18 protein-coding genes are annotated in these 22,177 nt (G+C 67.1%); 3 read left to right on the plus strand and 15 right to left on the minus strand.

The annotated features are described in order from the left end of the window. Positions 1–43: 43 nt before the first annotated feature. Positions 44–1,207 (minus strand): N-methyl-L-tryptophan oxidase, encoded by a 1,164-nt coding sequence (gene solA, locus AC1M2K_RS08400; protein ID WP_480240608.1) that lies wholly within the window; start codon positions 1,205–1,207, stop codon positions 44–46. A 126-nt stretch (positions 1,208–1,333) separates the two neighbouring features. On the opposite strand from solA, the gene AC1M2K_RS08405 reads away from it, so the two are divergent. After that, entirely contained in the window at positions 1,334–3,481 is a 2,148-nt protein-coding gene (locus tag AC1M2K_RS08405; RefSeq protein ID WP_480240609.1) for an ATP-dependent Clp protease ATP-binding subunit, read from the plus strand. A 108-nt stretch (positions 3,482–3,589) separates the two neighbouring features. Here the strand turns inward: AC1M2K_RS08405 and AC1M2K_RS08410 are convergent, their stop codons facing one another. The 4 genes from AC1M2K_RS08410 to acs all read right to left on the minus strand — a co-directional run bounded on the left by AC1M2K_RS08410 (position 3,590) and on the right by acs (position 9,608). Next, the gene (locus tag AC1M2K_RS08410; RefSeq protein WP_480240610.1) at positions 3,590–4,180 is read right to left on the minus strand and encodes a nitroreductase family protein; all 591 of its coding nucleotides are present in this window, start codon (positions 4,178–4,180) and stop codon (positions 3,590–3,592) included. A 163-nt stretch (positions 4,181–4,343) separates the two neighbouring features. Further along, complete coding sequence (locus AC1M2K_RS08415) at positions 4,344–5,336, minus strand: LLM class F420-dependent oxidoreductase (protein WP_480240611.1); 993 nt, start codon at positions 5,334–5,336, stop codon at positions 4,344–4,346. 114 nt (positions 5,337–5,450) lie between these two features. Continuing rightward, positions 5,451–7,358: an RICIN domain-containing protein gene (locus AC1M2K_RS08420; RefSeq protein ID WP_480240612.1), complete on the minus strand. Its 1,908-nt coding sequence runs from the start codon at positions 7,356–7,358 to the stop codon at positions 5,451–5,453. A 201-nt stretch (positions 7,359–7,559) separates the two neighbouring features. After that, on the minus strand, positions 7,560–9,608 hold the full coding sequence (gene acs / locus AC1M2K_RS08425) for an acetate--CoA ligase (RefSeq protein ID WP_480240613.1): 2,049 nt from the start codon (positions 9,606–9,608) through the stop codon (positions 7,560–7,562). Positions 9,609–9,746: 138 nt separating this feature from the next. Between acs and AC1M2K_RS08430 the strand changes: the two genes are divergently transcribed. Further along, a complete protein-coding gene (locus tag AC1M2K_RS08430) occupies positions 9,747–10,724 on the plus strand; it encodes an SDR family oxidoreductase (protein WP_480240614.1) in 978 nt (325 codons plus the stop codon). Between the two features lie 18 nt (positions 10,725–10,742). On the opposite strand, the gene AC1M2K_RS08435 is transcribed toward AC1M2K_RS08430, so the two are convergent. The 6 genes from AC1M2K_RS08435 to AC1M2K_RS08460 form a co-directional block, all read right to left on the minus strand. Beyond that, positions 10,743–12,215, minus strand: a complete 1,473-nt coding sequence (locus tag AC1M2K_RS08435) for an amino acid permease (RefSeq protein ID WP_480240615.1) — start codon at positions 12,213–12,215, stop codon at positions 10,743–10,745. Positions 12,216–12,307: 92 nt separating this feature from the next. After that, on the minus strand, positions 12,308–13,396 hold the full coding sequence (locus AC1M2K_RS08440) for a threonine aldolase family protein (RefSeq protein WP_480240616.1): 1,089 nt from the start codon (positions 13,394–13,396) through the stop codon (positions 12,308–12,310). Between the two features lie 75 nt (positions 13,397–13,471). Then, on the minus strand, positions 13,472–14,008 hold the full coding sequence (locus tag AC1M2K_RS08445; protein ID WP_480240617.1) for an SRPBCC domain-containing protein: 537 nt from the start codon (positions 14,006–14,008) through the stop codon (positions 13,472–13,474). 84 nt (positions 14,009–14,092) lie between these two features. Then, positions 14,093–14,443 (minus strand): hypothetical protein, encoded by a 351-nt coding sequence (locus AC1M2K_RS08450; RefSeq protein ID WP_480240618.1) that lies wholly within the window; start codon positions 14,441–14,443, stop codon positions 14,093–14,095. 104 nt (positions 14,444–14,547) lie between these two features. Next, positions 14,548–15,657, minus strand: coding sequence for an ABC transporter permease (locus AC1M2K_RS08455; protein ID WP_480240619.1), 1,110 nt, complete (start codon positions 15,655–15,657; stop codon positions 14,548–14,550). Beyond that, complete coding sequence (locus AC1M2K_RS08460; protein ID WP_480240620.1) at positions 15,654–16,538, minus strand: ABC transporter ATP-binding protein; 885 nt, start codon at positions 16,536–16,538, stop codon at positions 15,654–15,656. Before AC1M2K_RS08460 ends, AC1M2K_RS08455 begins: the two co-directional genes overlap by 4 nt. A 318-nt stretch (positions 16,539–16,856) precedes the next feature. Between AC1M2K_RS08460 and AC1M2K_RS08465 the strand changes: the two genes are divergently transcribed. Beyond that, positions 16,857–17,879, plus strand: coding sequence for an MFS transporter (locus AC1M2K_RS08465; protein WP_480240621.1), 1,023 nt, complete (start codon positions 16,857–16,859; stop codon positions 17,877–17,879). Between the two features lie 95 nt (positions 17,880–17,974). Here AC1M2K_RS08465 and AC1M2K_RS08470 read toward each other — a convergent pair whose 3' ends face one another. The 4 genes from AC1M2K_RS08470 to AC1M2K_RS08485 are packed head-to-tail and all read right to left on the minus strand — an operon-like array spanning position 17,975 to position 22,151. Continuing rightward, on the minus strand, positions 17,975–18,646 hold the full coding sequence (locus AC1M2K_RS08470) for a response regulator (RefSeq protein ID WP_480240622.1): 672 nt from the start codon (positions 18,644–18,646) through the stop codon (positions 17,975–17,977). After that, entirely contained in the window at positions 18,643–20,028 is a 1,386-nt protein-coding gene (locus AC1M2K_RS08475; RefSeq protein WP_480240623.1) for a sensor histidine kinase, read from the minus strand. Before AC1M2K_RS08475 ends, AC1M2K_RS08470 begins: the two co-directional genes overlap by 4 nt. A 52-nt stretch (positions 20,029–20,080) precedes the next feature. Continuing rightward, a complete protein-coding gene (locus tag AC1M2K_RS08480; RefSeq protein ID WP_480240624.1) occupies positions 20,081–20,743 on the minus strand; it encodes an SDR family oxidoreductase in 663 nt (220 codons plus the stop codon). Further along, positions 20,736–22,151, minus strand: a complete 1,416-nt coding sequence (locus AC1M2K_RS08485; protein WP_480240625.1) for a DUF6421 family protein — start codon at positions 22,149–22,151, stop codon at positions 20,736–20,738. Before AC1M2K_RS08485 ends, AC1M2K_RS08480 begins: the two co-directional genes overlap by 8 nt. Between the last annotated feature and the right edge of the window lie 26 nt (positions 22,152–22,177).

Raw genomic sequence — 22,177 nt, forward strand, 5'->3', positions numbered from 1 at the left:
GTGCCGCCGATCTCACCCTCCGACATAGAGCTCGTGGATCGACTCAGAATTGCAGTGCTGGCCGGTCGAGCGAGAACAGGTCGATCGGCAGGTCCGTGCGTCCCCTCGTCGACAGGTCGGCGGCGATCTCCCCGACGACCGGCACGAACTTGAAGCCGTGGCCGCCGAAGCCGGTGGCGACCGTCACCTGCGAGAACTCGGGGTGCAGGCCGATCATGAAGTGGTCGTCAGGAGAACTCGGGTACAGGCAGGTCTGCGCATCGAGCAGGCGGCCGGTGAGGTGCGGGAAGAGTTCGAGCGCTCGCGCCTGCATGCGGGCGACTTCGAACGGGAGAACCTCGCGATCGACGGCATCCGGGTCCGTCGGCCGCTCGTCGCGGAAGAACCCGATCTTGATGCCCCCGGCCGGGCCGTCGGCGATCGGGAACCCGTAGACCTGGTCGTTACCGTCGGTGCGTTCGATGAACACCGGCTGTCGACCTGCGGCGTAATCCTCGTACGCAGGGCGACCCGGCGCATAGCCGGGAGCGAACCAGTAGACGACCTGGCGCTCGGGGGTCACAGGCGCCCCGACCTCGCCGAGCAACTGGGCCGACCAGGCGCCAGGCGCGACAACGAGACGGTCGGCCCCGTACTTTCCCTGACTGGTCACCACTTCGACACCGCCACCGCGGGTCGCCGACCACGACAGCGCGGTCTCGCCGAAATGCAGTCGTGCGCCGTGCTGCGTCGCGACCTGGATGTTCGCCGCGGTCGTCAGCTCCGGGTTCACGAACCCGGCGTTCGCCTCGTAGAGGCCTACCGCGTGGTCGGCGGGGCGCATCGCCGGGAAGCGAGCGGTGATCTCCGCGCTCGTCAGCACCTCATGTGGCAGGTTCCATTCCTGTGCCGACCGCAGCGCGCCCGTGAAAGTCTCCTCCCCGGGGTCGCCGATGTAGATTCCCCCTGTGAGAGAGACGAGAGCGCGCCCTGACTGTTCCTCGAGCCGGCGCCAACCCTCGTATGTACGACGGAGGAGCGGGACGTACTCGACGCCTTCGTAGTACGACTGGCGGATGATCCGGGTGCCGCCGTGCGCTGAACCGCGGTCGTGGGACGGCCAGAACCGCTCGAGGCCGAGCACTTTCAGTCCGCGTTGGGCCAGGGTGTTGGCTGCGGCTCCTCCCATGGAGCCGAGGCCGATCACGATCACGTCGACATCGGGCATGGCGCGGCCTCTCACTGGGAATTCGATGGTTCACCCAGCCTACGATCCCGCGGCGCTGGCATCACCCGTCGAGTCGCGCTAAACTTGAGTCAGTTCGACTCAACTTTCACGTAGGAGATATCACACATGCAGCCTGGCCAGCAGTCGCAGGAGGAGCAGAAGAGCGCCCTGGAACTGTACGGGGTGAACCTCACCCAGATCGCGGCATCCGGCAAACTCGATCCGGTCATCGGTCGCGATGCAGAGATCCGCCGGGTCAGTCAGGTCCTGACGCGCCGCACCAAGAACAACCCTGTCCTCATCGGAGAACCCGGTGTCGGCAAGACCGCCGTCGTCGAGGGCCTTGCCCAGCGGATCGTCGCCGGTGACGTCGCCGACTCGCTCAAGAACAAGCAGATCGTCTCCCTCGATCTCGCCGCGCTCGTGGCGGGCGCCAAGTATCGCGGGGAATTCGAGGAGCGCCTCAAGGCCGTGCTTCAGGAGATCAACGACGCCGAAGGCTCGATCATCACCTTCATCGACGAACTCCACACCCTGATGGGAGCCGGCGCAGGTGAGGGCTCCGTCGCCGCAGCCAACATGCTCAAGCCGATGCTGGCCAGGGGTGAACTCCGCATGATCGGCGCGACGACGCTCAATGAGTACCGCGAATACATCGAGAAGGATGCCGCCATGGAGCGGCGGTTCCAGCAGGTGTACGTGGGGGAGCCGAGCGTGGAAGACACCGTCGCGATCCTCCGCGGGCTCAAGGAGCGGTACGAGGCGCACCACAAGGTGACGATCGCCGACTCGGCGCTCGTGGCCGCGGCATCCCTCTCGAATCGGTACATCCCGGCCAGGCAGCTGCCGGACAAGGCCATCGACCTCATCGACGAGGCCGCCTCGCGGCTGCGGATGGAGATCGACTCCGCCCCGGTGGAGATCGACGAACTGCGTCGCAGCGTGGACAGGCTCAAGCTCGAGGAGCTGGCGCTCAAGAAGGAGAAGGACGACGCGTCGAAGGAACGCCTCGCCAAGCTCCGGGAAGACCTCACGGAGCGCCAGCAGACGCTCGGCGAACTGCAGGCCCGCTGGGACAAGGAGCGTGCCAACCTCAACCGGGTCGGTGAGCTCAAGGAACGTCTCGACACCGCGAGGATCGCCTCCGAACGCGCACAGCGTGAGGGCAACCTGGAGAAGGCCTCCCGTCTGCTCTACGGCGACATCCCCGTGATCGAGCGCGAGCTTCAGGAAGCAGAGCAGGCCGAGACCGACGGACCCCTCATGGTCAACGACCAGGTCACGTCGGACGACATCGCCGCGGTGATCGCCGCGTGGACGGGTATCCCCGTCGGTCGGCTGCTGCAGGGGGAGACCGAGAAGCTGCTGCATCTCGAGACCGAACTCGGCAAGCGGCTGGTCGGTCAGAAGCAGGCGGTCAAGGCGGTGGCGGATGCCGTTCGGCGCACGCGGGCGGGCATCTCGGATCCCGACCGGCCGACCGGCTCGTTCCTCTTCCTCGGCCCCACCGGTGTCGGCAAGACCGAGCTCGCGAAAGCACTCGCCGAGTTCCTCTTCGACGACGAGAAGGCCATGGTCCGCATCGACATGTCCGAGTACGGCGAGAAGTTCTCGGTCTCACGACTCGTCGGAGCCCCTCCCGGCTACGTCGGCTACGAGCAGGGCGGGCAGCTGACCGAGGCGGTCCGTCGCCGCCCGTACTCCGTCGTGCTGCTCGACGAGGTGGAGAAGGCCCACCCCGAGGTCTTCGACGTGCTGCTCCAGGTTCTCGACGACGGCAGGCTCACCGACGGCCAGGGCAGGACTGTCGACTTCAGGAACACGATCCTCGTCCTGACCTCGAACCTCGGTTCGCACTACCTCGTCGACCCCGACCTGTCGTGGTCCGAGAAGGAGGACGCTGTGCAGCAGCTCGTCCGGCAGGCGTTCAAGCCCGAATTCGTGAACCGGCTCGACGACATCGTCGTGTTCTCGTCGCTCACCGAGTCCGACCTCAGCCAGATCGTCGAGTTGTACATCGATCGCCTGCAGCGCCGGCTGCACGAACGTCGACTCGAACTCGCTGTGACTCCCGATGCGCGGAGCTGGCTGGCCGAGCGCGGGTACGACCCGATCTACGGGGCGAGGCCGCTACGCCGGCTCATGCAGAACGAGATCGACGACCGGTTGGCAACGGCCATCCTCGAAGGATCGATCCGCGATGGCAACACGGTTCGCGTCGACCTCGACGCCGCCAGGGACGAACTCACCGTGGCCGCGGTGGCAGGGGATTAGACCGCGAAACGGCGAATCGAAAACGGGCGGATGCTTCGGCATCCGCCCGTTTGGCGTGTGGTGAGAGCCGCGACGGTACGCTGACGCCCGCGGTTCGGTGAGAGTGGCCTACACGTTGACGAGAACGAGCTCGTCGAGAGGGCGCCTGCTGCGCGGCGCGACTTCACGCTCGCGAAGCACGTCGCTGGACAGGGCATCCGGTTCGCCCAGAACGCCGAGTGCAGTGACGGAGATCGGCTCCAGGTCGGTGCTGATGCCGAACGCGTTGCGCAGGCCGGCGACGTCGATTCCGCCCATCTGGTGAACGTGCAGGCCGTCGTGGTGGGCCTGGATGGTCAGGTTGGCCACGGCCTGGCCGAGGTCATACTGGGCCCAGCGCAGTGGGGTTCCTTCTGCTGTCGTCACCGAGGCGAGGTTGACGATGAGGACCTGTGCCGATGCAGCCCAGGTCTGGTTGAAGCCGACGAGGTTCTCGACGATGGTGTCGTGCTCGGCCGATCCCCTGCGGGCGACGATGAAGCGCCACGGCTGGGTGTTCGACGCTGAGGCCGACCAGCGGGCCGCCTCGAGGGCCGCGGTGATCTTCTCGTCGGCAACCTCGACGCTCGAATCGAACGAGCGCGGGCTCCAGCGTTCGGCCAGCACTCCGTGGATCGGTGTGCTGGTGACGGCGGTGCGGTTGAGGGTTGAGGTGGTCATTCCGGCTTCCTTCGCTGGGTCGAGTGCAATGTCGGGTCGCCGTTGATCCATTCATATGCAAGCAAAAGGCGCCGCGGAGTATTCCGCGGCGCCCTCGCCACTCTCTTCACTGTACGTCGGCGACCGTTCGTCGCGCCGAGCGCGACGAAACGTTACGCCCCGGTCAGCTCAGCGCTGGGATGACCTCACGCTCGAACAGCTCGATCCCGGACCGGTCGTACGCCGCCTCGGGGAAATAGGTGATGGCATACGCGAGGCCGAGGTCGCCCATCGCGCGGAGGCGTTCGACGATCTGTTCAGGGGTTCCGACGCCAAGCGCCTTCCCGCTGCGGTACTCGGCCAGGAAGTCAGCGGCCTTCGCCGCACCGAGGTAAGGGGTGACGCGTGCCTCGATGGCGTCGAGGCGGTCGGCGACCTCGGCCTCTGTCGAGGCGATGACGACGTTGTAGTTGGAGCTGCGCACGATCTCGTCGAAGTCCCTGCCGATCTTGTCGCAGTGCCCGCGCAGGATCTCACTCTTGTGAGCGAATCCTTCAGGGGAGCCGTCGAAGTTGGTGTACTGCGCGTACTTCGCCGCGATCCGCAGCGTCACTTTTTCCCCGCCGCCGGCGATCCAGAAGGGGATGCCATCGGCCTGCAGCGGTTGCGGCCGGACGATGGCGCCGTCCACCTGGTAGTGCTTGCCGTCGAGGGTGGCCGTGCCGGTCTCCCAGGCCTGTTTCATGATCTGGACGCCCTCGTCGAGCCTGCCGAGGCGGTCGCCTGCGCCGGGGAAACCGTACCCGTATGCCCGCCATTCGTGCTCGTACCAGCCGCCGCCGATCCCCATCTCGACCCGTCCGCCTGAGATGATGTCGATCGTGGCCGCGACCTTCGCCAGGTAGGCCGGGTTCCTGTAGCTCATGCACGTGCACATCTGTCCGAGCCGCACCCGCTTCGTCGTCGCGGCGAAGGCGGACATCAGCGTCCATGCCTCGTGCGTGGCCTCCTCCGAGGGCACGGGCGTTGTGTGGAAGTGGTCGTACACCCAGATCGATTCCCAGGGTCCGGCGTCCGCATGGGCCGCAAGGCTGTGCATCGTCGCCCACTGCTCTGCGGGGTCGATTCCAACAAGGTCGTATCGCCATCCCTGAGGGATGAAGGTTCCAAATCGCATGGGGATCAGCCTAGGGGCGGCGTCCGTTTGCGAGATGGCAGTTGCGCACTCACGAACTCCGTTGTAGAGGGTTGTGGGTGCGCAACTGCGATCTCGATGAAATCGCGGCGCCGGTCAGCCGCAGTTATAGGTCCGTGTCGTTGTCATCGGGTAGAGCGTGATGTTCACGACTCCGGTCCCGATCGCCGTCTCGCTTCCGTCCGACAGGATTCTGGTGACGAGGACGGTGGAACGGCCGAGCGGAATGGTCGACGGCACGTTGTACTGGGTCAGTTGGACGTAGGAGTTCCAGCCGTCTGCGGAGTGCGTGATCTTGACCCCGTTGACGTACAGGTTGTAGCGCAGTGAGGCCTGCGGAACGCCTGCGGGTGGCGTCCACGAGTACGTGGCCATCCAGGTGGACGAGGAACAGCTCAGGCTCGGGATCACTGCGAGACTCACCGAGTTCGATGCCGGCGAGACGTTTCCGGCGGCATCCTTCGCCCGCACCGTGTATGCGTAGGTCGACCCGGACGTGAGTCCGGTATTCGAGAACGTCCTGACCGCTGCCGTCGTCTCGCCGACCTGGACGCCGTTGCGATACACGACGTACCCCGTGACGCCCGTGGCGTCGGTCGAAGCCGACCATGACAGCGACGCCGTCGTGCCGTTCAGGGAACCGCTCAACGTGGGCGTGGTGGGGGCGGTGGTGTCGACCTCACGGAAGCTGAAGGTCTGGGCGGGGTCTGCAGCGTTGCAGGTGACCTGCTCGTAGCCGACATCGACGGCGAGTGAACCGCCGATGACGGCCATGCACTTGCTGCTGTTCCGGGCCATGAACTGGTAGGTGTCCGGTGCCACCAGGCGAACGGTCCACTGCTGGTTCACTCCGCCGTGCGGCCCGTACAGGATGACGCGGGCGGCATTGTCGCCGGATGCCGCTTCGATATCCCAGACGACCGTGCTGGTGTGCCGCGGCACGACGGTGTAGTACCCGTCGGCGTTCGGTCCGGAGAACGACCAGGTCTGGTTCATCGGCGCCGGGTTGCTGCAGGTGTTCTGGACGAGCGGGGAGAAGTTGACGGTTCCTGCGCCCTTGGCGTCGATGCACAGGCCGCTCTTGGTGTTGACGAGCCGGTGCCAGCCACTCGGCGGGGCGGCCGTCAGAGTGGTGACACTCGCCGATGCGGGTGCTGAGGTGTGGGCGGCACCGTCCTTCGCCCTGACCGAGAACGTGGTCGTCGTCGAGGACGAGAGCCCGGTGACCGGGAACGTGGTTGCCCCCGTCGTGCTGCCGATCAGCGTTGCTCCGTTGTAGATGTCGTAGCCGGTGACGGCAACGTCGTCAGTGGACGCGGTCCAGGTGAGGGTCGTCGTCGTCTGGGTGGTTCCGCTGAAGCCGAGGCCGGTCGGAGTGGACGGTGGGGCGTCCACGAACGTCTGCACCACTGCCGCTGCCGAGGAGCTCGTCCAGGTGTTGCGCTTCATGGCGGTGGTGAACGTGCCGGTGACCGACGTGTTGGACGCCAGGCCGACCGGTGTGGTGAGGTTCGTCTTCACGCAGTAGAACTGTGAGGCGCCCGCACCGAGAGTGCCGGTCAGGACGGGGAACGAGGACCACGTGCCGGTGACCGGGGACACTGGCGTCGTGCATCCCGCAGCGGCAGTCGATTTCCAGACGACGACCTGGACTCCGCCGGCAAGGGCGGACGAACCGGTGGCGGTCGTTGTCGTGGTGTACGTCGCATCCACGGTGCCTGCGTTCGTGATCGTCAAACCACCGACCTTCTCGGTCGTCCCGGCCGAGAACGTCACAGCCGGCGATGGCGCGACCGCAGTGGCGGCGTTGATCGAACCCGCAGTGAAGAGCGACGCCGGCTGCGAGCCGGTTTCTGACCACTGCGCCATCGTTCCGCCGGGCGTGCCCGAGAGGGCGAGGGCGACGACCGAAGCGATCGCGGCAGCCGCGACCCACAACGGTTTCAGCGAGCGCTTCCTCGCAGCGGCAGGGGTCGCCGGGCGTTCGGAGGCAGGAGCGGACATGTCTTCACCATGGTCGGGAGGCGGTGGACTCTCATCCTAAACGACGACCCTGTCGCCGAGCCGGGAACGTCCGACCCAGTTCGGGGCGCAGGGCCACCGTGATCGAGGTGATCGAGCAGGTCGCATGAGGCCCCATCGAGATCGTGCGGCCTGATCTCGATACTCCTTCGTCACCGGGACACTGAGCCTGTCGACAGGCGATCACCGATTGCCCGACGCGAGGTGGATCTCCTCGATCCTCGCCGGCACCGTGTCGTCCTGCAGGCTCGTCACGTCGCCGAGCGGGCGGCCGTCTGAGATGTCGCCGAGCAGCCGACGCATGATCTTGCCCGAGCGTGTCTTCGGCAGGTCGGGCACGATGATGACGTCCCGCGGTTTCGCGATCGGTCCGATCTGCCTGGAGACGTGTGACCGCAGGAGTTCGGTGAGTTCGTCACTCAAACCAAGCCAGTAGTCGGGATGCTCCGCCTCGGGCCCCGAGGACCGGGTCGCCGGGATGACGTACGCCGCGATGGCCTGCCCGGTGATGGCATCCGTCACGCCGACCACTCCCGCCTCGCCCACAGCGGGGTGGGCGACGAGCGACGATTCGATCTCGATGGTGGAGAGCCGGTGCCCGGAGACGTTGATGACGTCGTCGACCCGGCCGAGCACCCAGATGTCTCCGTCGGCGTCCCATTTGGCACCGTCGCCGGAGAAGAAGTAGCCCTGCTTCCAGAACCGGGACCAATACGAGTCGCGGTAGCGCTCGGGGTTGCCCCAGACGGTGCGGGCGAGGGCGGGGCCAGGGCGGTCGACAACGAGGTATCCGCCTTCACCGAACGGAACAGGGTCGCCGGCGTCGTCGACGATGAGCGTCGACAGGCCGGGCAGGGCGCGGTTCGCCGACCCCGGCTTGAGCGTTGAGACTCCCGGGATCGGCGCCATTGCGGCAGCTCCTGTCTCCGACTGCCACCAGGTGTCGACGATGGGTGCCTGTCCGCGGCCGAGATGGGTGTGGAACCAGACCCAGGCTTCAGGGTTGATCGCTTCGCCGACGGTGCCGAGCAGACGGATCGACGACAGGTCGTAGCCGGCGGGCGGGCCGTCGGGGAACCACGTCATCAGCGTCCTGATCAGGGTCGGCGCCGTGTAATAGGTCGTCACCCCGTACCGCTCGATGATCTCGAAATGTCGCGCCGTGTGCGGCGAGCTCGGGGTGCCCTCATAGATCACCTGCGTGAGGCCGTTGGAGAGAGGCCCGTAGATCTCGTAGGTGTGCGCGGTGACCCAGGCGAGGTCGGCGGTGCACCAGTGCACGTCGTCGGCTTTCGCATCGAAGATCGCCCAGTGGCTCCACGACGCCTGGGTGAGGTAGCCACCGGAGGTGTGAACGAGGCCCTTCGGCTTCCCGGTCGTGCCGGACGTGTAGATGATGAACAGCGGGGTCTCGGCGTCGAACGCCTGCGCCTGATGGGTGTCAGGCGCGGAGTCGACGACGTCGTGCCACCAGACATCCCGGCCCTGGGTCCAGGCGATCGGGGGGATCTCGTCGCCCGCTCGGCGGACGACGAGGACGTGTTCGATGCTCTCGACGCCGTCCACAGCGGCGTCCGCGTTGTCCTTCACAGCGACAGCGGCCCCGCGCCGGTACTGCCCGTCCGTCGTGATGAGCAGCTTCGCGCGGGTGTCCTCGACGCGGAACCGCAGCGCTTCGGCGCTGAAACCGCCGAAGACGAGGGAATGGATGGCGCCGATCCGCGCGACCGCGAGGGTTGCGATGACGGTCTCCGGGATCACCGGCAGGTAGATGACGACACGGTCGCCCTTCCCGACGCCGAGCGCTTCGAGCGCGTTCGCGGCCTTCGACACCTCACGCTGCAGTTCGGCGTAGCTGATCGCGCGGCGGTCGCCCTGTTCGCCCTCGAAGTACAGGGCGATCCTGTCGCCGTTTCCGGAGGCCACGTGGCGGTCTACGCAGTTCACCGCAACATTGAGCGTCCCCCCGGCGAACCACTCGGCCTTCGGCACGGTGAGTTCGCCGTCGGCACCCTCCGTGACCGGTTCCCAGGTGTGGGTCGTGTGCCACGGCTCGACCCAGTCGAGCCGTTTCGCGGCATCCGCCCAGAACGCGTCAGGATCGGCGTCGGCCCTCGCCCAGTCCTCGGCCGTCACGTTGGCCTGCGCCGCGAACGCCGCGTCGGCGGGGTAACGCCTGGTCTCGGTCAGCAGGTTGGCGATCGTGGGGGCGGATACGTCGAGGGCAGGCATCCTTCGACGTTACGGCGGGTGGGCGCGACGGCCGAATCGCCGAGCAACGGAAGGTAACGTTCGCGAGTTGCCAGGTTTGAGGGGGTCTTCGGGCGGTCCAACCCCTGCAAACCCAGCAAGTCGCGAGAGGATGGGCACATGAGTGCAAAAAGTGTGTTGTTCATCGGTGGCACAGGTGTCATCAGCTCCGCCTCCGTGGCCCTCGCCGCCGAGCGCGGCTGGGACGTCACGGTCCTCAACCGCGGACGGTCCGGCGACCGTCCGCTGCCGGACGGTGTCGAGTCGCTCAGCGCCGATGTCCGTGACGCGGATGCCGTCGGTCGCGCGATCGGCGGTCGCTCGTTCGACGTGGTCGCCGACTTCCTCAGCTTCACCCCCGACCAGCTGCACCTCGACCAGCTGCGCGGGAACACGGGGCAGTACGTGTTCATCAGCTCGGCCTCGGCGTACCAGACCCCGCCGACGCGGCTCCCGGTGACCGAATCGACACCGCTCAGGAACCCGTTCTGGGAGTACTCGCGCAACAAGATCGCCTGCGAGGACACCCTGATCGGCGAATACCGCGACAACGGATACCCGGTGACCATCGTGCGTCCGTCGCACACCTACGACCGCACCCTGCTGCCCACCCTCGCCGGCTGGACCGACATCGACCGGATGCGCCGCGGCGTTCCCGTCGTCGTCCACGGCGACGGCAGCTCGCTCTGGACCATCACCCACACCACGGACTTCGCCGTCGGCTTCGTCGGACTCCTCGGCAACCGGGCGGCGATCGGTGAGGCGTTCCACATCACCGGCGACGAGGCTCCGACCTGGGATGCGATCTACCGGATGCTCGGAGCCGCTGCCGGCGTCGAGCCGATCCTGGCCCACGTCACCAGTGACGCGATCGCCGCAGCAGCACCCGACCTCGGCGACGGCCTGCTCGGTGACAAGGCCCACTCGATGGTGTTCGACAACAGCAAGCTCAAGAAGCTCGTGCCCGACTTCGCGCAGCGGACGCTCTTCGCCGACGGCGCCAGTGAACTGATCGACTGGTACGACGCAGATGCCTCCCGTCGCGTCGTCGACGGCGAGAAGGACGCGTTGTTCGACCGTCTGGTGGGGCAGGCCTAGAGCCCGCCCCACCTTTCGCTACTCGGCCTGCGGGCTCGGAGCGGGCGGCTCCACCCGCTCCGAGTGGCGCGGGCTCTTCGGGTTCATCAGCGAGTGCCTGCGGCCGTAGAAGAAGTAGATGACGAGACCGATCAGCAGCCATACACCGAACCGCATCCAGGTCTCCCAGTGCAACTGCAGCATGAGGAACCCGGACGCCACCACACCGAAGGCCGGGACGATCGGCATCCACGGCAGCCGGAACGTCCGCGGAGCGTTCGGCTTCTTGTAGCGGAACACGATCACCGAGGTGCAGACGACGACGAATGCGGCGAGGATGCCGATGTTCGTCAGGTCGGCGACCTCTTTGATCGGGAACACCCCGGCGAGGAACGCCGCGGCGATGCCCGCGATCCAGGTCACCCGCTGCGGTGTGCCGTGGGTGTCGGTCTTCGCGAACCAGCCGGGCAGCAGGCCGTCCCTGCTCATCGAGAACCACACCCGGGTGACGCCGAGGAGGAAGGTGAGCATGACCGTCATGATCGAGATCACGGCGAAAACGGCGATGATCGTCGCGATGACCGGCAGGCCGACGCTCGTGAACGCCGAGGCGAACCCGGCCGTCGGGTCGATCTCCGTATAGTTCTGCATCCCGGTGAGCACGAGGGTCGCGGCGACGTACAGGATCATGGCGATGATGAGCGACAGGATGATCGCCTTCGGCATGTGCTTCTTGCCGTCGGTGGCTTCCTCCGCTGCCGTGCTCATCGCGTCGTAGCCGAACACGGCGAAGAACACGGTGGCCGCACCGGCGACGACGGGGCCGAACCCGCTCGGCATGAACGGGTCGTAGTTCGCTGTGTCGATGAAGAAGACGCCCAGTCCGATGATGAACAGGATCAGGAGAACCTTGATGGCGACGGCGACGAGCTCGAACCGGCCGAACGTCCTGGTGCCCCTGCTGAGGATCCACGTGACGAGGAGACAGACGACGATCGCGGGAAGGTTGACGATCCCGCCCCTGCCTTCATCGGCCGTCGACGTCATCCAGGCGGGCATGTCGATGCCGATTCCCGACAGGAAGGCATCGAAATACCCGGAGATGCCGATGGCGACGACCGCGACGATGGCGATGTACTCGAGAAGGAGATCCCAGCCGATGAACCAGCCGATGATCTCGCCGAGGGCAACGTACCCGTAGGTGTACGCAGACCCGGCGCGGGGGATCATCCCGGCGAACTCTGCGTAGGAGAGGGCGGCGGCCGCAGACGCCAGTCCAGCGATGAGGAAGGAGATGAGAACGGCTGGGCCGACCCCCGGGGTGTCCTCGCTCCCGGCCGCAACGAGGCCGGCGAGCGAGAAGATGCCGACACCGATGATCCCACCGACGCCGATGGCTGTCAGCTGCCAGAGTCCCAGACTTCTGAACAGGCCGCTGTGCTTGTTCTCTTCTTCGATCTCTTCGATCGGTTTGCGTCGCAGAATCGATTGCGCTGGATCTCGTGCGGTCATGGCGACCCCCTTACTGGGGTCAAGCTTGGCGTGCACGCTCACCTTTTGGCAAGGATTTTCGAGCGCCGGCGCACCGGGTGCCTGAGGACCGGTCAGGCGGCGAGCTCGGCCCTGATGCCCTCGACGAAGGCGTCGATGTCTGCCTCGGTCGTGTCGAACGACGCCATCCACCGCACCTCGTTCTGTGCGGCATCCCAGTCGTAGAAACGGAAGGTCTCACGCAGCCGGTCGGCCGAGCCGGCCGGGAGGGTCGCGAAAACCGCGTTCGACTGGGTGGGCTGGCTGAACTGCAGGCCGGCGATCGTCCCTGTGGACTGGAGGTCCTCGAGCGACGCACGCAACCTGGCCGCCATGGCGTTCGCGTGTGATGCCGAGCGCAGCCACAGGTCGCCCTCGAGCAGGGCGATGAGCTGGGCCGAGACGAAGCGCAGCTTCGACGCCAGTTGCATGTTGAGCTTGCGCAGGAAGATCAGGCCGTCGGATGCCTCCGCGTTGAGCACGACGACCGCCTCACCGAACAGCAGGCCGTTCTTCGTGCCTCCGAACGACAGTACGTCGACGCCGGCGTCGGTCGTGAAGTCCCTGAACGGCACGCCGAGCGACGCGGCCGCGTTCGAGAGTCGTGCGCCGTCCATGTGCAGTTTCATGCCGTGGCTGTGCGCGTGGTCTGCGATGGCACGCACCTCGTCGACGGTGTAGAGCGTGCCGAGTTCGGTCGATTGTGTGATCGAGACCACGAGCGGCTGGGCACGGTGCTCGTCGCCCCAGCCCCACGCCTCCTGGTCGATGAGCTCGGGGGTGAGTTTGCCGTCAGGGGCGTCGACCGTGAGGAGTTTCATTCCGCCGACCCGCTCAGGGGCGCCGTTCTCGTCGACGTTGATGTGGGCAGTGGATGCCGCGATCACCGCTCCCCAGCGGGGGAGCATCGACTGCAGGCCGATGACGTTCGCGCCTGTGCCGTTGAAGACGGGGAACACCTGCACGCCGCCACCGAAGTGCGACGCGAAGACCTCCTGCAGCTTGTCGGTGTAGACATCCGCCCCGTATGCCGTCTGGTGGCCGCCGTTGGCGGCGGCGATCGCCTCGAGCACTTCGGGGTGCACCCCGGCGTAGTTGTCGCTGGCGAAGCCTCGGGATTCAGGATCATGCAGGGTTTCAGTCACACCCCTAGTTTTGCGCATGCCGGCGGGCGGCGACGAACCAGAAACGTGCACGCACAGGGGAGGACTGCACGAACGATGCGTCCAGGCCCGGTTTCAGTCCCCGAACAGTTCGCTGTACTTCTCGTGGAGGTCGTCCCAGCCGTGCAGCTTCGCCGAGTCACCGACCATCCGCGGAACATCCTTGCCGCCGGCGACGCCGTCGAGCGCTGTGAGGCAGAGGTGCCAGCCGGCCGCGTAACTCGCGGCGTTTGAGCGGTCGTCGAAGGTGTGGCTCAGCCGCACGACGGTGTCGGATGCCGTCGGTGCCAGCTCGATGTCGAGAGGATCCCCGCCCCAGATCAGCGACAGCATCCGCTGGGGTGCGACGGTGACGATCGTTCCGATCGAGTCTTCGGTGTCGTCGTCCCTGCGCTCGATTCCCGCCTCGGGCAGGGCGACGAACCCCGTCTCGGTGAGGTCGCGGTCCGGGTCGAACGGTGCCCACCGGCTGACCAGGTCGCGTTCGGTGATCGCGGCCCAGATCGCCTGGGGCGGATGGGGGAGGGTGCGTTCGACGGCGAGGAGCCAGCGCTGGCCGAGATTGGTGAGCGTCGCCTCGATCGGATGCTCCTGAACCTGCGTCTGCGACATGGAACCCTCCTTCTCAGTGGGTACCAGTCTCGTCGGCGACGCCGCGTCCGTCCAGCGGGGGACCGGACGGACACGACGTCGCGGTCAGCCCCCCAGGACCGCCAGCAGCGGAGGAGTCAGGGCAGCCCAAGCAGCGCCGAACACGGCCGCTGCGACGATGCCGGTCACCGACAGCGCCTTGCGTGTCGGCTCGAGGCCGACGCCGAGGACGCCGAAGACGATCCCGGCGACCGGGATGATCACGGTGAAGCCGAGGAAGAGTGAAGACAACCCAAGCACCAGGGCGGTGACGCTCAGGCGCTTGGGCTGTACTTCGATGTGCACAGGTTCGGGGATGTGCACGGGGTTCACCATCGGGTGATAGCGGAGCGGGTTGAGTGCTGCTTGTCGTTCACGGCGGGTGAGAACGGGTTCAGGCACGATCGAGTGAGTCATTACGGTCCCTTCGGGTAGACACCGAGTAATGACCGCAGACTATTCCTGAGAAATCCTCATGTCACTAGGGTTCCCCCAAATGACCCCTGAAGACGGGTCAGGACTCAGCCCTTCAACGCCTCGCCCCACTTCACCCGTGCGCCCATCTTGAGCAGCGAGTTCTGGTAGATCCGCGATCCGAGCCAGATCACAACGAGGGTCGTCGCCGCGAGGATGCCGAGGGAGAGGAGGGGCTCCCACCAGGCCGCCGAGCCGAGGAACAACCGGACGGGCATGGCGACGGGCGCCGAGAACGGCACGTACGACATGATCGCGAGAACCGTGGGGTTGTCGTTGAAGAAGATCACCAGGAAGTACGGGAGCATGACGAGCATCGTCACCGGAGTCGTGGTCGCCCCGATGTCCTCCTGCCGGGAGACCATCGACGCCGTTGCCGCGAACATCGCTGCCAGCAGCACGAACCCGACAGCGAAGAACAGGGCGAACCAGACGATCGGCATGCCGAGACCGGCCAGCAGGTCGGTCTGTCCGGTGATGGTCAGACCGATGATCGACAGCGCCGAGATCACCGCGATCTGACCGAAGGCGAGGATCGAGTTGCCGAGCACCTTGCCCGCCAGCAGCGCGTGGACCGGGATCGCCGACATGAGGATCTCGACCACGCGGGTCTGCTTCTCCTCGACGACGTTCTGGGCGATGGTCGAGCCGAACGTCATGGCAGACATGAAGAACACGAGACCGAAGCCGAGCGCGACCAGATAGGCGATGAGCGGGTTGGTGGCGTTTTCGTCGAGCAGCACCACCGGTGGCGCCAGGCTGAGCTGGCTGACCAGCGACGTCGGGACCTCGGTGTCGGCGATGACGGCGATACCGAGAGGCGTGGAGTCATCGGGCACGACGGCCGCATCGACGGTGCCGTCCTCGACCAGAGCGGTCGCCTCGTCGACACTGCCTGCCTCGGTCACGTCGAGGCCTTCGGCGTCGCCGAGAGCCTGCGAGGCCGTGCCGACGACGGCGACGGGGGTGTCTTCGGTGTTCTGCGCCGCGAAGCCCCCGATGACGATCGACGCCAGGACGAGCAGCAGCAGGATGCCGGTGGAGATGAGGAAGGTCTTGCTGCGCAGGCGCATGGTCACTTCGCGTTCCGCGACGAGCCACGTGCTCTGGGCGAGGCTGGGGGAAGCCGGGCGTGCGGTCCGTGTCGAGATGCTCATCGGACGACCTCCTTGAAGATCTGGGCGAGTGATGGATGCTGTGGAGCGAACGTTGCGACGTCGCCGCGGCCGATGGCGTCGCGGAGAACGGCCTGCGCCGTGCTCTCGGAGTCGACGTCGAAGAGGGCGTAGCCCCCGTCGAAGTTCACGACGCTGACGCCGGGGACCGATCGCAGCCAGCCGGCATCCCCGCTGGAAATGAGCTCGTAGCGGAGGGTCGAGTGCTGGGCGCGGAGCGACTCCCGTGACCCGTTCGCGCGGATCTCTCCGTTGGCGATGATGACGAGGTCGTCGCAGAGTCGCTCGACGATGTCGAGCTGGTGGGAGGAGAACAGCACGGGGGCGCCAGCTGACGCCCGGTCCTTGAGAACGCCGACGACGACGTCGACGGCCATCGGGTCGAGACCGGAGAACGGCTCATCGAGGACGAGCACTTCGGGGTCGTGAACGAGCGCAGCGGCGATCTGGGCCCGTTGCTGGTTGCCGAGGGAGAGGCTCTCCAGGGTCGACGTGGATCGCTCGGCGAGGCCGAGTTGCTCGAGCAGCGCTGAGGCGTTGCGCTTGGCGGCGGTTGTGGTGAAGCCGTGCAGCCTGGCCAGGTAGACGAGCTGCTCCTCGACCTTCATCTTCGGGTACAGCCCGCGCTCCTCCGGCATGTAGCCGAACAGGCGCCGGTCGTCCGGGGTCAGCTTCGCGCCGTCGAGGGTGACGGTGCCGCCATCAGACGAGAGCACACCGAGGATGATGCGCATCGTCGTCGTCTTGCCTGCGCCGTTGCCACCGACGAATCCGGTCATTCTCCCCTCGCGGACGTCGAAGCTGACGTCCGTGAGCACGTGCTTCGTGCCGAAATGCTTGTTGACGTCTCGAATCTCGAGCATGTGGGTCTCCTCTGTGACTGTGGTTCCACGGTACGTCCGGGAGCGTCCCAGTGGCATCCGCCTGTCGACGGGTCTTTCGGCTCCGCCTGAAGGGGGAGTCGCGTCTGGCCAAGATGGCTTCCCGGCGGGCATACGCTTGGCTGGTGTTCCGAGTCCCGATGATCCGCCGTCCGGCGGCCGATCGACCGCGACTGTCTCGCGACGTCAAAGTGCTCGGTGTCGTCGCCTTCTTCGTCATGGTCGGGTTCGGGGTCGTCGTTCCTGTCCTGCCCGTCTATGTGCGCAGTTTCGACGTCGGCTACCTCGAGGGTCGGGGCAGTGGTCTCGGCCTTCGCGCTGATGCGCTTCGTCGCCAGTCCATTCTGCGGGCGGCTGATCGACCTGCTCGGGGAACGGGTGCTCCTCGCCATCGGCATCGGGATCGTCGCGGTCTCGAGCGGGCTCGTCGGGCTCGCCCACAGCTACGTCGAAGTTCTCCTTCTGCGTGGGGCAGGCGGAATCGGCTCGGCGATGTTCACGGTGTCTGCGATGACGCTGCTCCTGCGGTCGACGTCGCCGGACATGCGCGGGAGGTCCGTCGGCTTCTACCAGGGCGGGTTCCTCATCGGCGGCATGGCCGGTCCGGCGATCGGCGGTGTGCTCGCCACCATTTCGCTGACGGCCCCGTTCTTCTTCTACGCGGGCACGCTCGCTGTGGCCGGCCTCGTCGGCATCCTGATGCTTCGCCCGAAGGACGCCGGGACGGAGCTGGCGAGCGGGCCGGGCGTCCCGCTGCGAACCGTGTTGCGCGACCCGAGGTTCAGGGCCGCGTGCCTCGCCAACTTCGCCAACGGATGGACGTCACTCGGGGTCCGGAGCGCCCTCGTCCCCGTCCTCGTCGTCGACGTGCTCGCAGGGACCGCGGCGTGGACCGGCGTCGCTTTCGCCATCGCCGCCGTCGTGCAGACGATCGCCCTCGGGCCTGCCGGGCGGTTCGTCGACACCGTCGGGCGCAGACCGGCCATCCTCGGCGCATACGCCGTCGCGGCGGTCACCGTGCTCGGCATCTCTGTGGCGCCGAACTTCGCGGTGCTCACCGTTCTGCTCTGCGTCTACGGTGTCGCTGCCGCGTTCATGGGCACGGCTCCTGGCGCCGCTGTGGGCGACGCGACCGGTGGGTCACGCGGTGGACGACCCGTCGCGTTGTTCTCGATGGCCAGCGACCTCGGCGCGATCGTCGGGCCGCTCGTGGCCGGCTGGCTCGTCGACGTGGCGTCGTTCCCGGCCGCATTCGCGGTCGCTGCCGCGTTCCTCCTGATCGCGTCGGCGTCGGCACTGCGGATGCCACGTGACCGGGCCTGATTCTTCGGGAGGAAAATCGGGGGGTCTGTCGTCCATACGTCGAAGGACTGCCTGATTCTCCTCCCGAAACGCAGGCGCGGGGTGTGCGGCAGGCGTCAGGCGCCGGGGACCGCCACGCGGTTCTCGTACGCCCACACCACGGCCTGGATGCGGTCGCGAAGCCCGAGCTTCTGCAGCACCTTCGACACGTGTGACTTGACTGTCGCCTCTCCGACGAACAGGCTGCGGGCGATCTCAGCGTTCGACAGGCCCTGGGCCACGAGCTGGAGCACCTCCGCCTCGCGGTCGGTGAGCGTGTCGAGTTCGGAGGGCGCATCGGGGTGCTTCGCGGCATCCGTCTGCGTCCCGAAGCGTTCGATCACCCGGCGGGTGACCCTTGGCGAGAGCAGGGCGTCACCGGCAGCGACCACCCGTACAGCGTCGATGAGTTGCTCGGGCGTCGAGTTCTTCAGCAGGAACCCGCTCGCCCCCGCCTGCAGCGCCTCGAACAGGTAGTCGTCCCGGTCGAACGTGGTGAGGATGAGAACGGCGGATGCCACGGTGTCGTCCGCGACGATCCGCCTGGTCGCTTCGAGCCCGTCCATGTCCGGCATCTGGACGTCCATGCAGATGACGTCGGGGGAGAGCTCAGCCGCGCGGGCGAGGGCTTCAGCGCCGGTCGCTGCTTCACCGACGATCTCGATGTCCGGTTGCGAGCCGAGGATGATCCGAAACCCGGCGCGAACCATCTCGTGGTCGTCGGCGAGGAGGACGCGGGTCGCGGTCATCGGGTGCTCCTCGGCTGTGCGGGTTGGGTCGTGTCGGTGTTCTCGGCCGGCTCGCCGGTCCGGTCGTCTGCCGCCGGACCCGGGGCGTCGCCCTCCCCAGGTGTGCCACCGAGCGGGACCCGCGCACGGACGAGGTAACCGCCCCGCTGACGCGGCCCGAGCTCGAGGCTCCCGGCCAGCGCGTCGATCCGTTCGCGCATTCCGACGTGCCCGAGCCCGCCCCGACGGGGCGTGAGCGGAACACTTCCGGTGTTCGAGACCTCGAGCTCGATGGCGTCGTCGAGGTACCGCACCCGCACATCGGCGGTCGCCCCTGCGCCCGCGTACTTGCGGGCGTTCGTGAGGGCTTCCTGCGCGATCCGGTAGAGCGAGAGCCGCACCAGCCCGGAGACCTCGGCGGGCTCCCCGATGACCTCGAGGGTGGTCGGCAGTCCGGATGCCGTCGAGTCGGCGACGAGCGCGGACAGGGACTCGAGCCCGAGCGTCGACGCGCTCGCAGACGCCGGATCCGCGTTGTCGTTCTCCCGGAGCGTGTGGAGCAGCTTCTGCAGCTCGTCGATCGCCGTTCGGGCCCCCAGTTCCACGTTCGCGAGGGCGTCGCGCGCCGCAGGCGGGTTCGAGTCGAGCACGGTGCGGGCTGCACCGGCCTGCACTCCCATCACCGACACGTGGTGGGCGACGACGTCGTGCAGCTCGCGGGCGATCCTCACCCGCTCGAGCGCGACCGCCTGCCCGGCCGTCCGCTCCCGTTCGCGTTCCAGCTCGTCCGTCCTGTACTCGAGCAGCGCCTGCTGGCGCGCGGACGCGTACGACCGGTCACCGAAGAAGTACGCGCCTCCGAAGTAGAGCAGGTTGGTGAGGATCTGGATCATCAGGAACGCGACGAGTGGCGAGAAGGTCCCCACCCGGGAGAACCCCTCGAGTGCCTCCGGATCTGTGGTCTGCCTGAACATCGACAGCACGAGCCAGATCAGCATGGCCACGATGATCCCTGCACGAACGAGGAGCCCCGTGCGGCGGTTGTCCACCCAGGCGCCGACGGCGTAGAGGGCCATGAACAGGGTGATGTTACAGATCAGCAGTTCGGGAACGTGCAGTTCGCCGCCTGCGATGAACGCTGCGGCCACGACGATGGCCGCAGCGTTGGGCCAGCGCCGGCGCACCGCGAGCGGCAGGGTGATCAGCACCGCCCAGATCAGGCTCAGCCACATCGGCGCCGGGTCGTCGTAGACGCCGGCGACCTGGTAGAGCATCAGGCTGAGGAGAGCACCGACGAAGAGCACGACGGCGAGGATCGCGTCCGTACGAAGTTCCCGGCGGGTCACCGGCGGGCGTCGCCACCGGGGATCGGTCGGGTCGGCGGGAAGAACAGGGCTGGTCACAGTCCTACGCTAGCGAGGGGCCGGACCGCCGGCATCCGTCTGAGGGCGGAAATCAGCCGTCGCTCAACACGACACGGTGAAGCGGGGCGGATGCTCCCGCGTCGTCCCAGAGACCGGCAACGGCGCTCGCCAGTTGCTGTTCCAGTCCGTCGAGTGCCCGGACGGAGAAGATCGTTGCGGATGCCGTCGGTGCCGACTTCTCGAACCCGTTCGCGATCGCCGTGACCCACGTCTCGGCCGCGGCCTTGGCTGCCGCGTAGTTGGCTCCGCCAGGCATCGGCTTGTCGAGGGAGGTGCTGGAGACGATGGCCAGCCGGCCGGCATCCGATTCGCGCAGGTCGTCGACGAACGCGCGAGTGGTGTTGCGGAGAGTCGCCACGACCCGGCGGTGCAGGAACTCCCAGTCCTCATCGCTCTGACCGGCCAGCCCGCCCCCGCCGCGCCAGCCGCCGACGAGGTGGATGAGGCCGTCGACCCGGCCGTGTTCGGCACGGATCCGCTCGGCCAGGGCGGTGACGTCGGCGAGGTCGGCGAGGTCGGCGACGAGACCGACGGCGCCGGGGACCTGTCGGGTCACAGCGCCGACCCGCTCGGCGTTCGAACCGACGGCGAGCACGCGAGCTCCTGCCGAGGCCAGTCCTGCGCAGACGGCGATGCCCGCCGCGCTGGTCGCACCGGCAACGAGCACGGTGCGACCAGCGACGGACTCAGTCACGACCGGTGATCCCGGCCGTCGACTCGATCACGTCGCGCATCTTCTTCGAGAGGGCCTCGTAGAACATCGACAGCGGGAACTCGTCGTCCATCACGAGGTCCGTGTAACCCTTCGGGGCCCCGGTGAGGACGTCGTCAGGCAGTCCGCGCGCCCACGCCGATGCGGGGTGCGGCTCGACCGTGCCAGACACGAGTTCGTACGCGGCCAGCCAGTGTGACACCTTCGGCCGGTCGATCGAACGCCAGTAGAGCTCGTCGATGGTCGCACCGAGCGAGACGACGACATCCGGCACCTCGGCCCAGTCGATGGTCAGCGCCGTGTCTGTCCAGTGCAGCACGTGGTGCTGGTGCAGCCAGGCGAACAGCAGCTGGCCGCCGAGCCCGTCGTAGTTGCGCACCCGGCTGCCGGTCAGGGCGAACCGGAAGATGCGGTCGAAGATCACCGCGTACTGCACGAGCTTCGCGTGGGCGAGTATCTGCGTCTCGGCCTCGGTCAGTTCGGCAGGACTCTGAGCGGACAGCGTGCGTTCGAGCTTCACCGATTCGCGGAACGCGGTGAGGTCGCAGCGCAGCTCCTCGAGCGAGTAGAGGAAGAACGGCATCCGCTGTTTGATCATGAACGGATCGAACGGCAGGTCGCCGCGCATGTGGGTGCGGTCGTGGATCAGGTCCCACATGACGAAGGTTTCCTCGGTGAGCTTCTGGTCGTCGAGGAGCGCCTGCGCGTCTGCAGGCAGCTCGAGCTTCGTGATCTCGGCAGCGGCCTTCACCACCCGGCGGAACCGTGCGGCCTCGCGGTCGGCGAAGATCGCACCCCAGGTGAACGTCGGGATGGCACGCATCGCGACGGTCTCGGGGAACAGCACGGCCGAGTTGGTGTCATAACCCGGCGTGAAGTCGATGAACCGGATCGGCACGAACAGCTTGTTCGAGTACTCACCGGCCTCGAGCTCGGCGATGAAGTCCGGCCAGACCACCTCGATGAGCACGGCCTCGACGAGCCGGTCGGTCGACCCGTTCTGCGTGTACATCGGGAACAGCACCAGATGGGTGAGCCCGTCGGTGCGGTGCTGTTGCGGCTGGAACGCCATCAGTGCGTCGTAGAAGTCCGGAACGCCGAACCCTTCTGCCGCCCAGCGCTCGAAGTCGACGACGACGGCGTCGAGGTATTCCGCGTCCCACGGGAACAGCGGCGCCAGTTCGCGGACCGCTGCCGTGATCGTGGCGACGTGCCCGAGGGCGGATGCGTGAGCATCCGGATCCGGGACCGACCCGTCCTTGACCTGCAGCGGGCGGATGCCTGCGGCGGCGGTCTTGAGACGCAGCCAGGCCGGGTGGACGGCGAGGGTGTGTGCGTCCTCCAGCACCTCGGGCTCGCCAACGATCACATGCGTGTGAATTTCAGACATAACAACCCTCCCGGTGCCGGAATCGA

This window comes from Mycetocola sp. Y171, assembly GCF_056713165.1.

Excerpts from the sequence above, each read along its gene's own strand:
- AC1M2K_RS08485 (WP_480240625.1), bottom strand. The coding sequence starts at position 22,151 with ATGTCTGAAATTCACACGCATGTGATCGTTGGCGAGCCCGAGGTGCTG.
- AC1M2K_RS08420 (WP_480240612.1), bottom strand. The coding sequence starts at position 7,358 with ATGTCCGCTCCTGCCTCCGAACGCCCGGCGACCCCTGCCGCTGCGAGG.
- AC1M2K_RS08455 (WP_480240619.1), bottom strand. The coding sequence starts at position 15,657 with ATGAGCATCTCGACACGGACCGCACGCCCGGCTTCCCCCAGCCTCGCC.
- AC1M2K_RS08440 (WP_480240616.1), bottom strand. The coding sequence starts at position 13,396 with ATGCGCAAAACTAGGGGTGTGACTGAAACCCTGCATGATCCTGAATCC.
- AC1M2K_RS08435 (WP_480240615.1), bottom strand. The coding sequence starts at position 12,215 with ATGACCGCACGAGATCCAGCGCAATCGATTCTGCGACGCAAACCGATC.
- solA (WP_480240608.1), bottom strand. The coding sequence starts at position 1,207 with ATGCCCGATGTCGACGTGATCGTGATCGGCCTCGGCTCCATGGGAGGA.
- AC1M2K_RS08470 (WP_480240622.1), bottom strand. The coding sequence starts at position 18,646 with ATGACCGCGACCCGCGTCCTCCTCGCCGACGACCACGAGATGGTTCGC.
- acs (WP_480240613.1), bottom strand. The coding sequence starts at position 9,608 with ATGCCTGCCCTCGACGTATCCGCCCCCACGATCGCCAACCTGCTGACC.
- AC1M2K_RS08445 (WP_480240617.1), bottom strand. The coding sequence starts at position 14,008 with ATGTCGCAGACGCAGGTTCAGGAGCATCCGATCGAGGCGACGCTCACC.
- AC1M2K_RS08460 (WP_480240620.1), bottom strand. The coding sequence starts at position 16,538 with ATGCTCGAGATTCGAGACGTCAACAAGCATTTCGGCACGAAGCACGTG.
- AC1M2K_RS08410 (WP_480240610.1), bottom strand. The coding sequence starts at position 4,180 with ATGACCACCTCAACCCTCAACCGCACCGCCGTCACCAGCACACCGATC.
- AC1M2K_RS08405 (WP_480240609.1), top strand. The coding sequence starts at position 1,334 with ATGCAGCCTGGCCAGCAGTCGCAGGAGGAGCAGAAGAGCGCCCTGGAA.
- AC1M2K_RS08450 (WP_480240618.1), bottom strand. The coding sequence starts at position 14,443 with ATGACTCACTCGATCGTGCCTGAACCCGTTCTCACCCGCCGTGAACGA.
- AC1M2K_RS08415 (WP_480240611.1), bottom strand. The coding sequence starts at position 5,336 with ATGCGATTTGGAACCTTCATCCCTCAGGGATGGCGATACGACCTTGTT.
- AC1M2K_RS08430 (WP_480240614.1), top strand. The coding sequence starts at position 9,747 with ATGAGTGCAAAAAGTGTGTTGTTCATCGGTGGCACAGGTGTCATCAGC.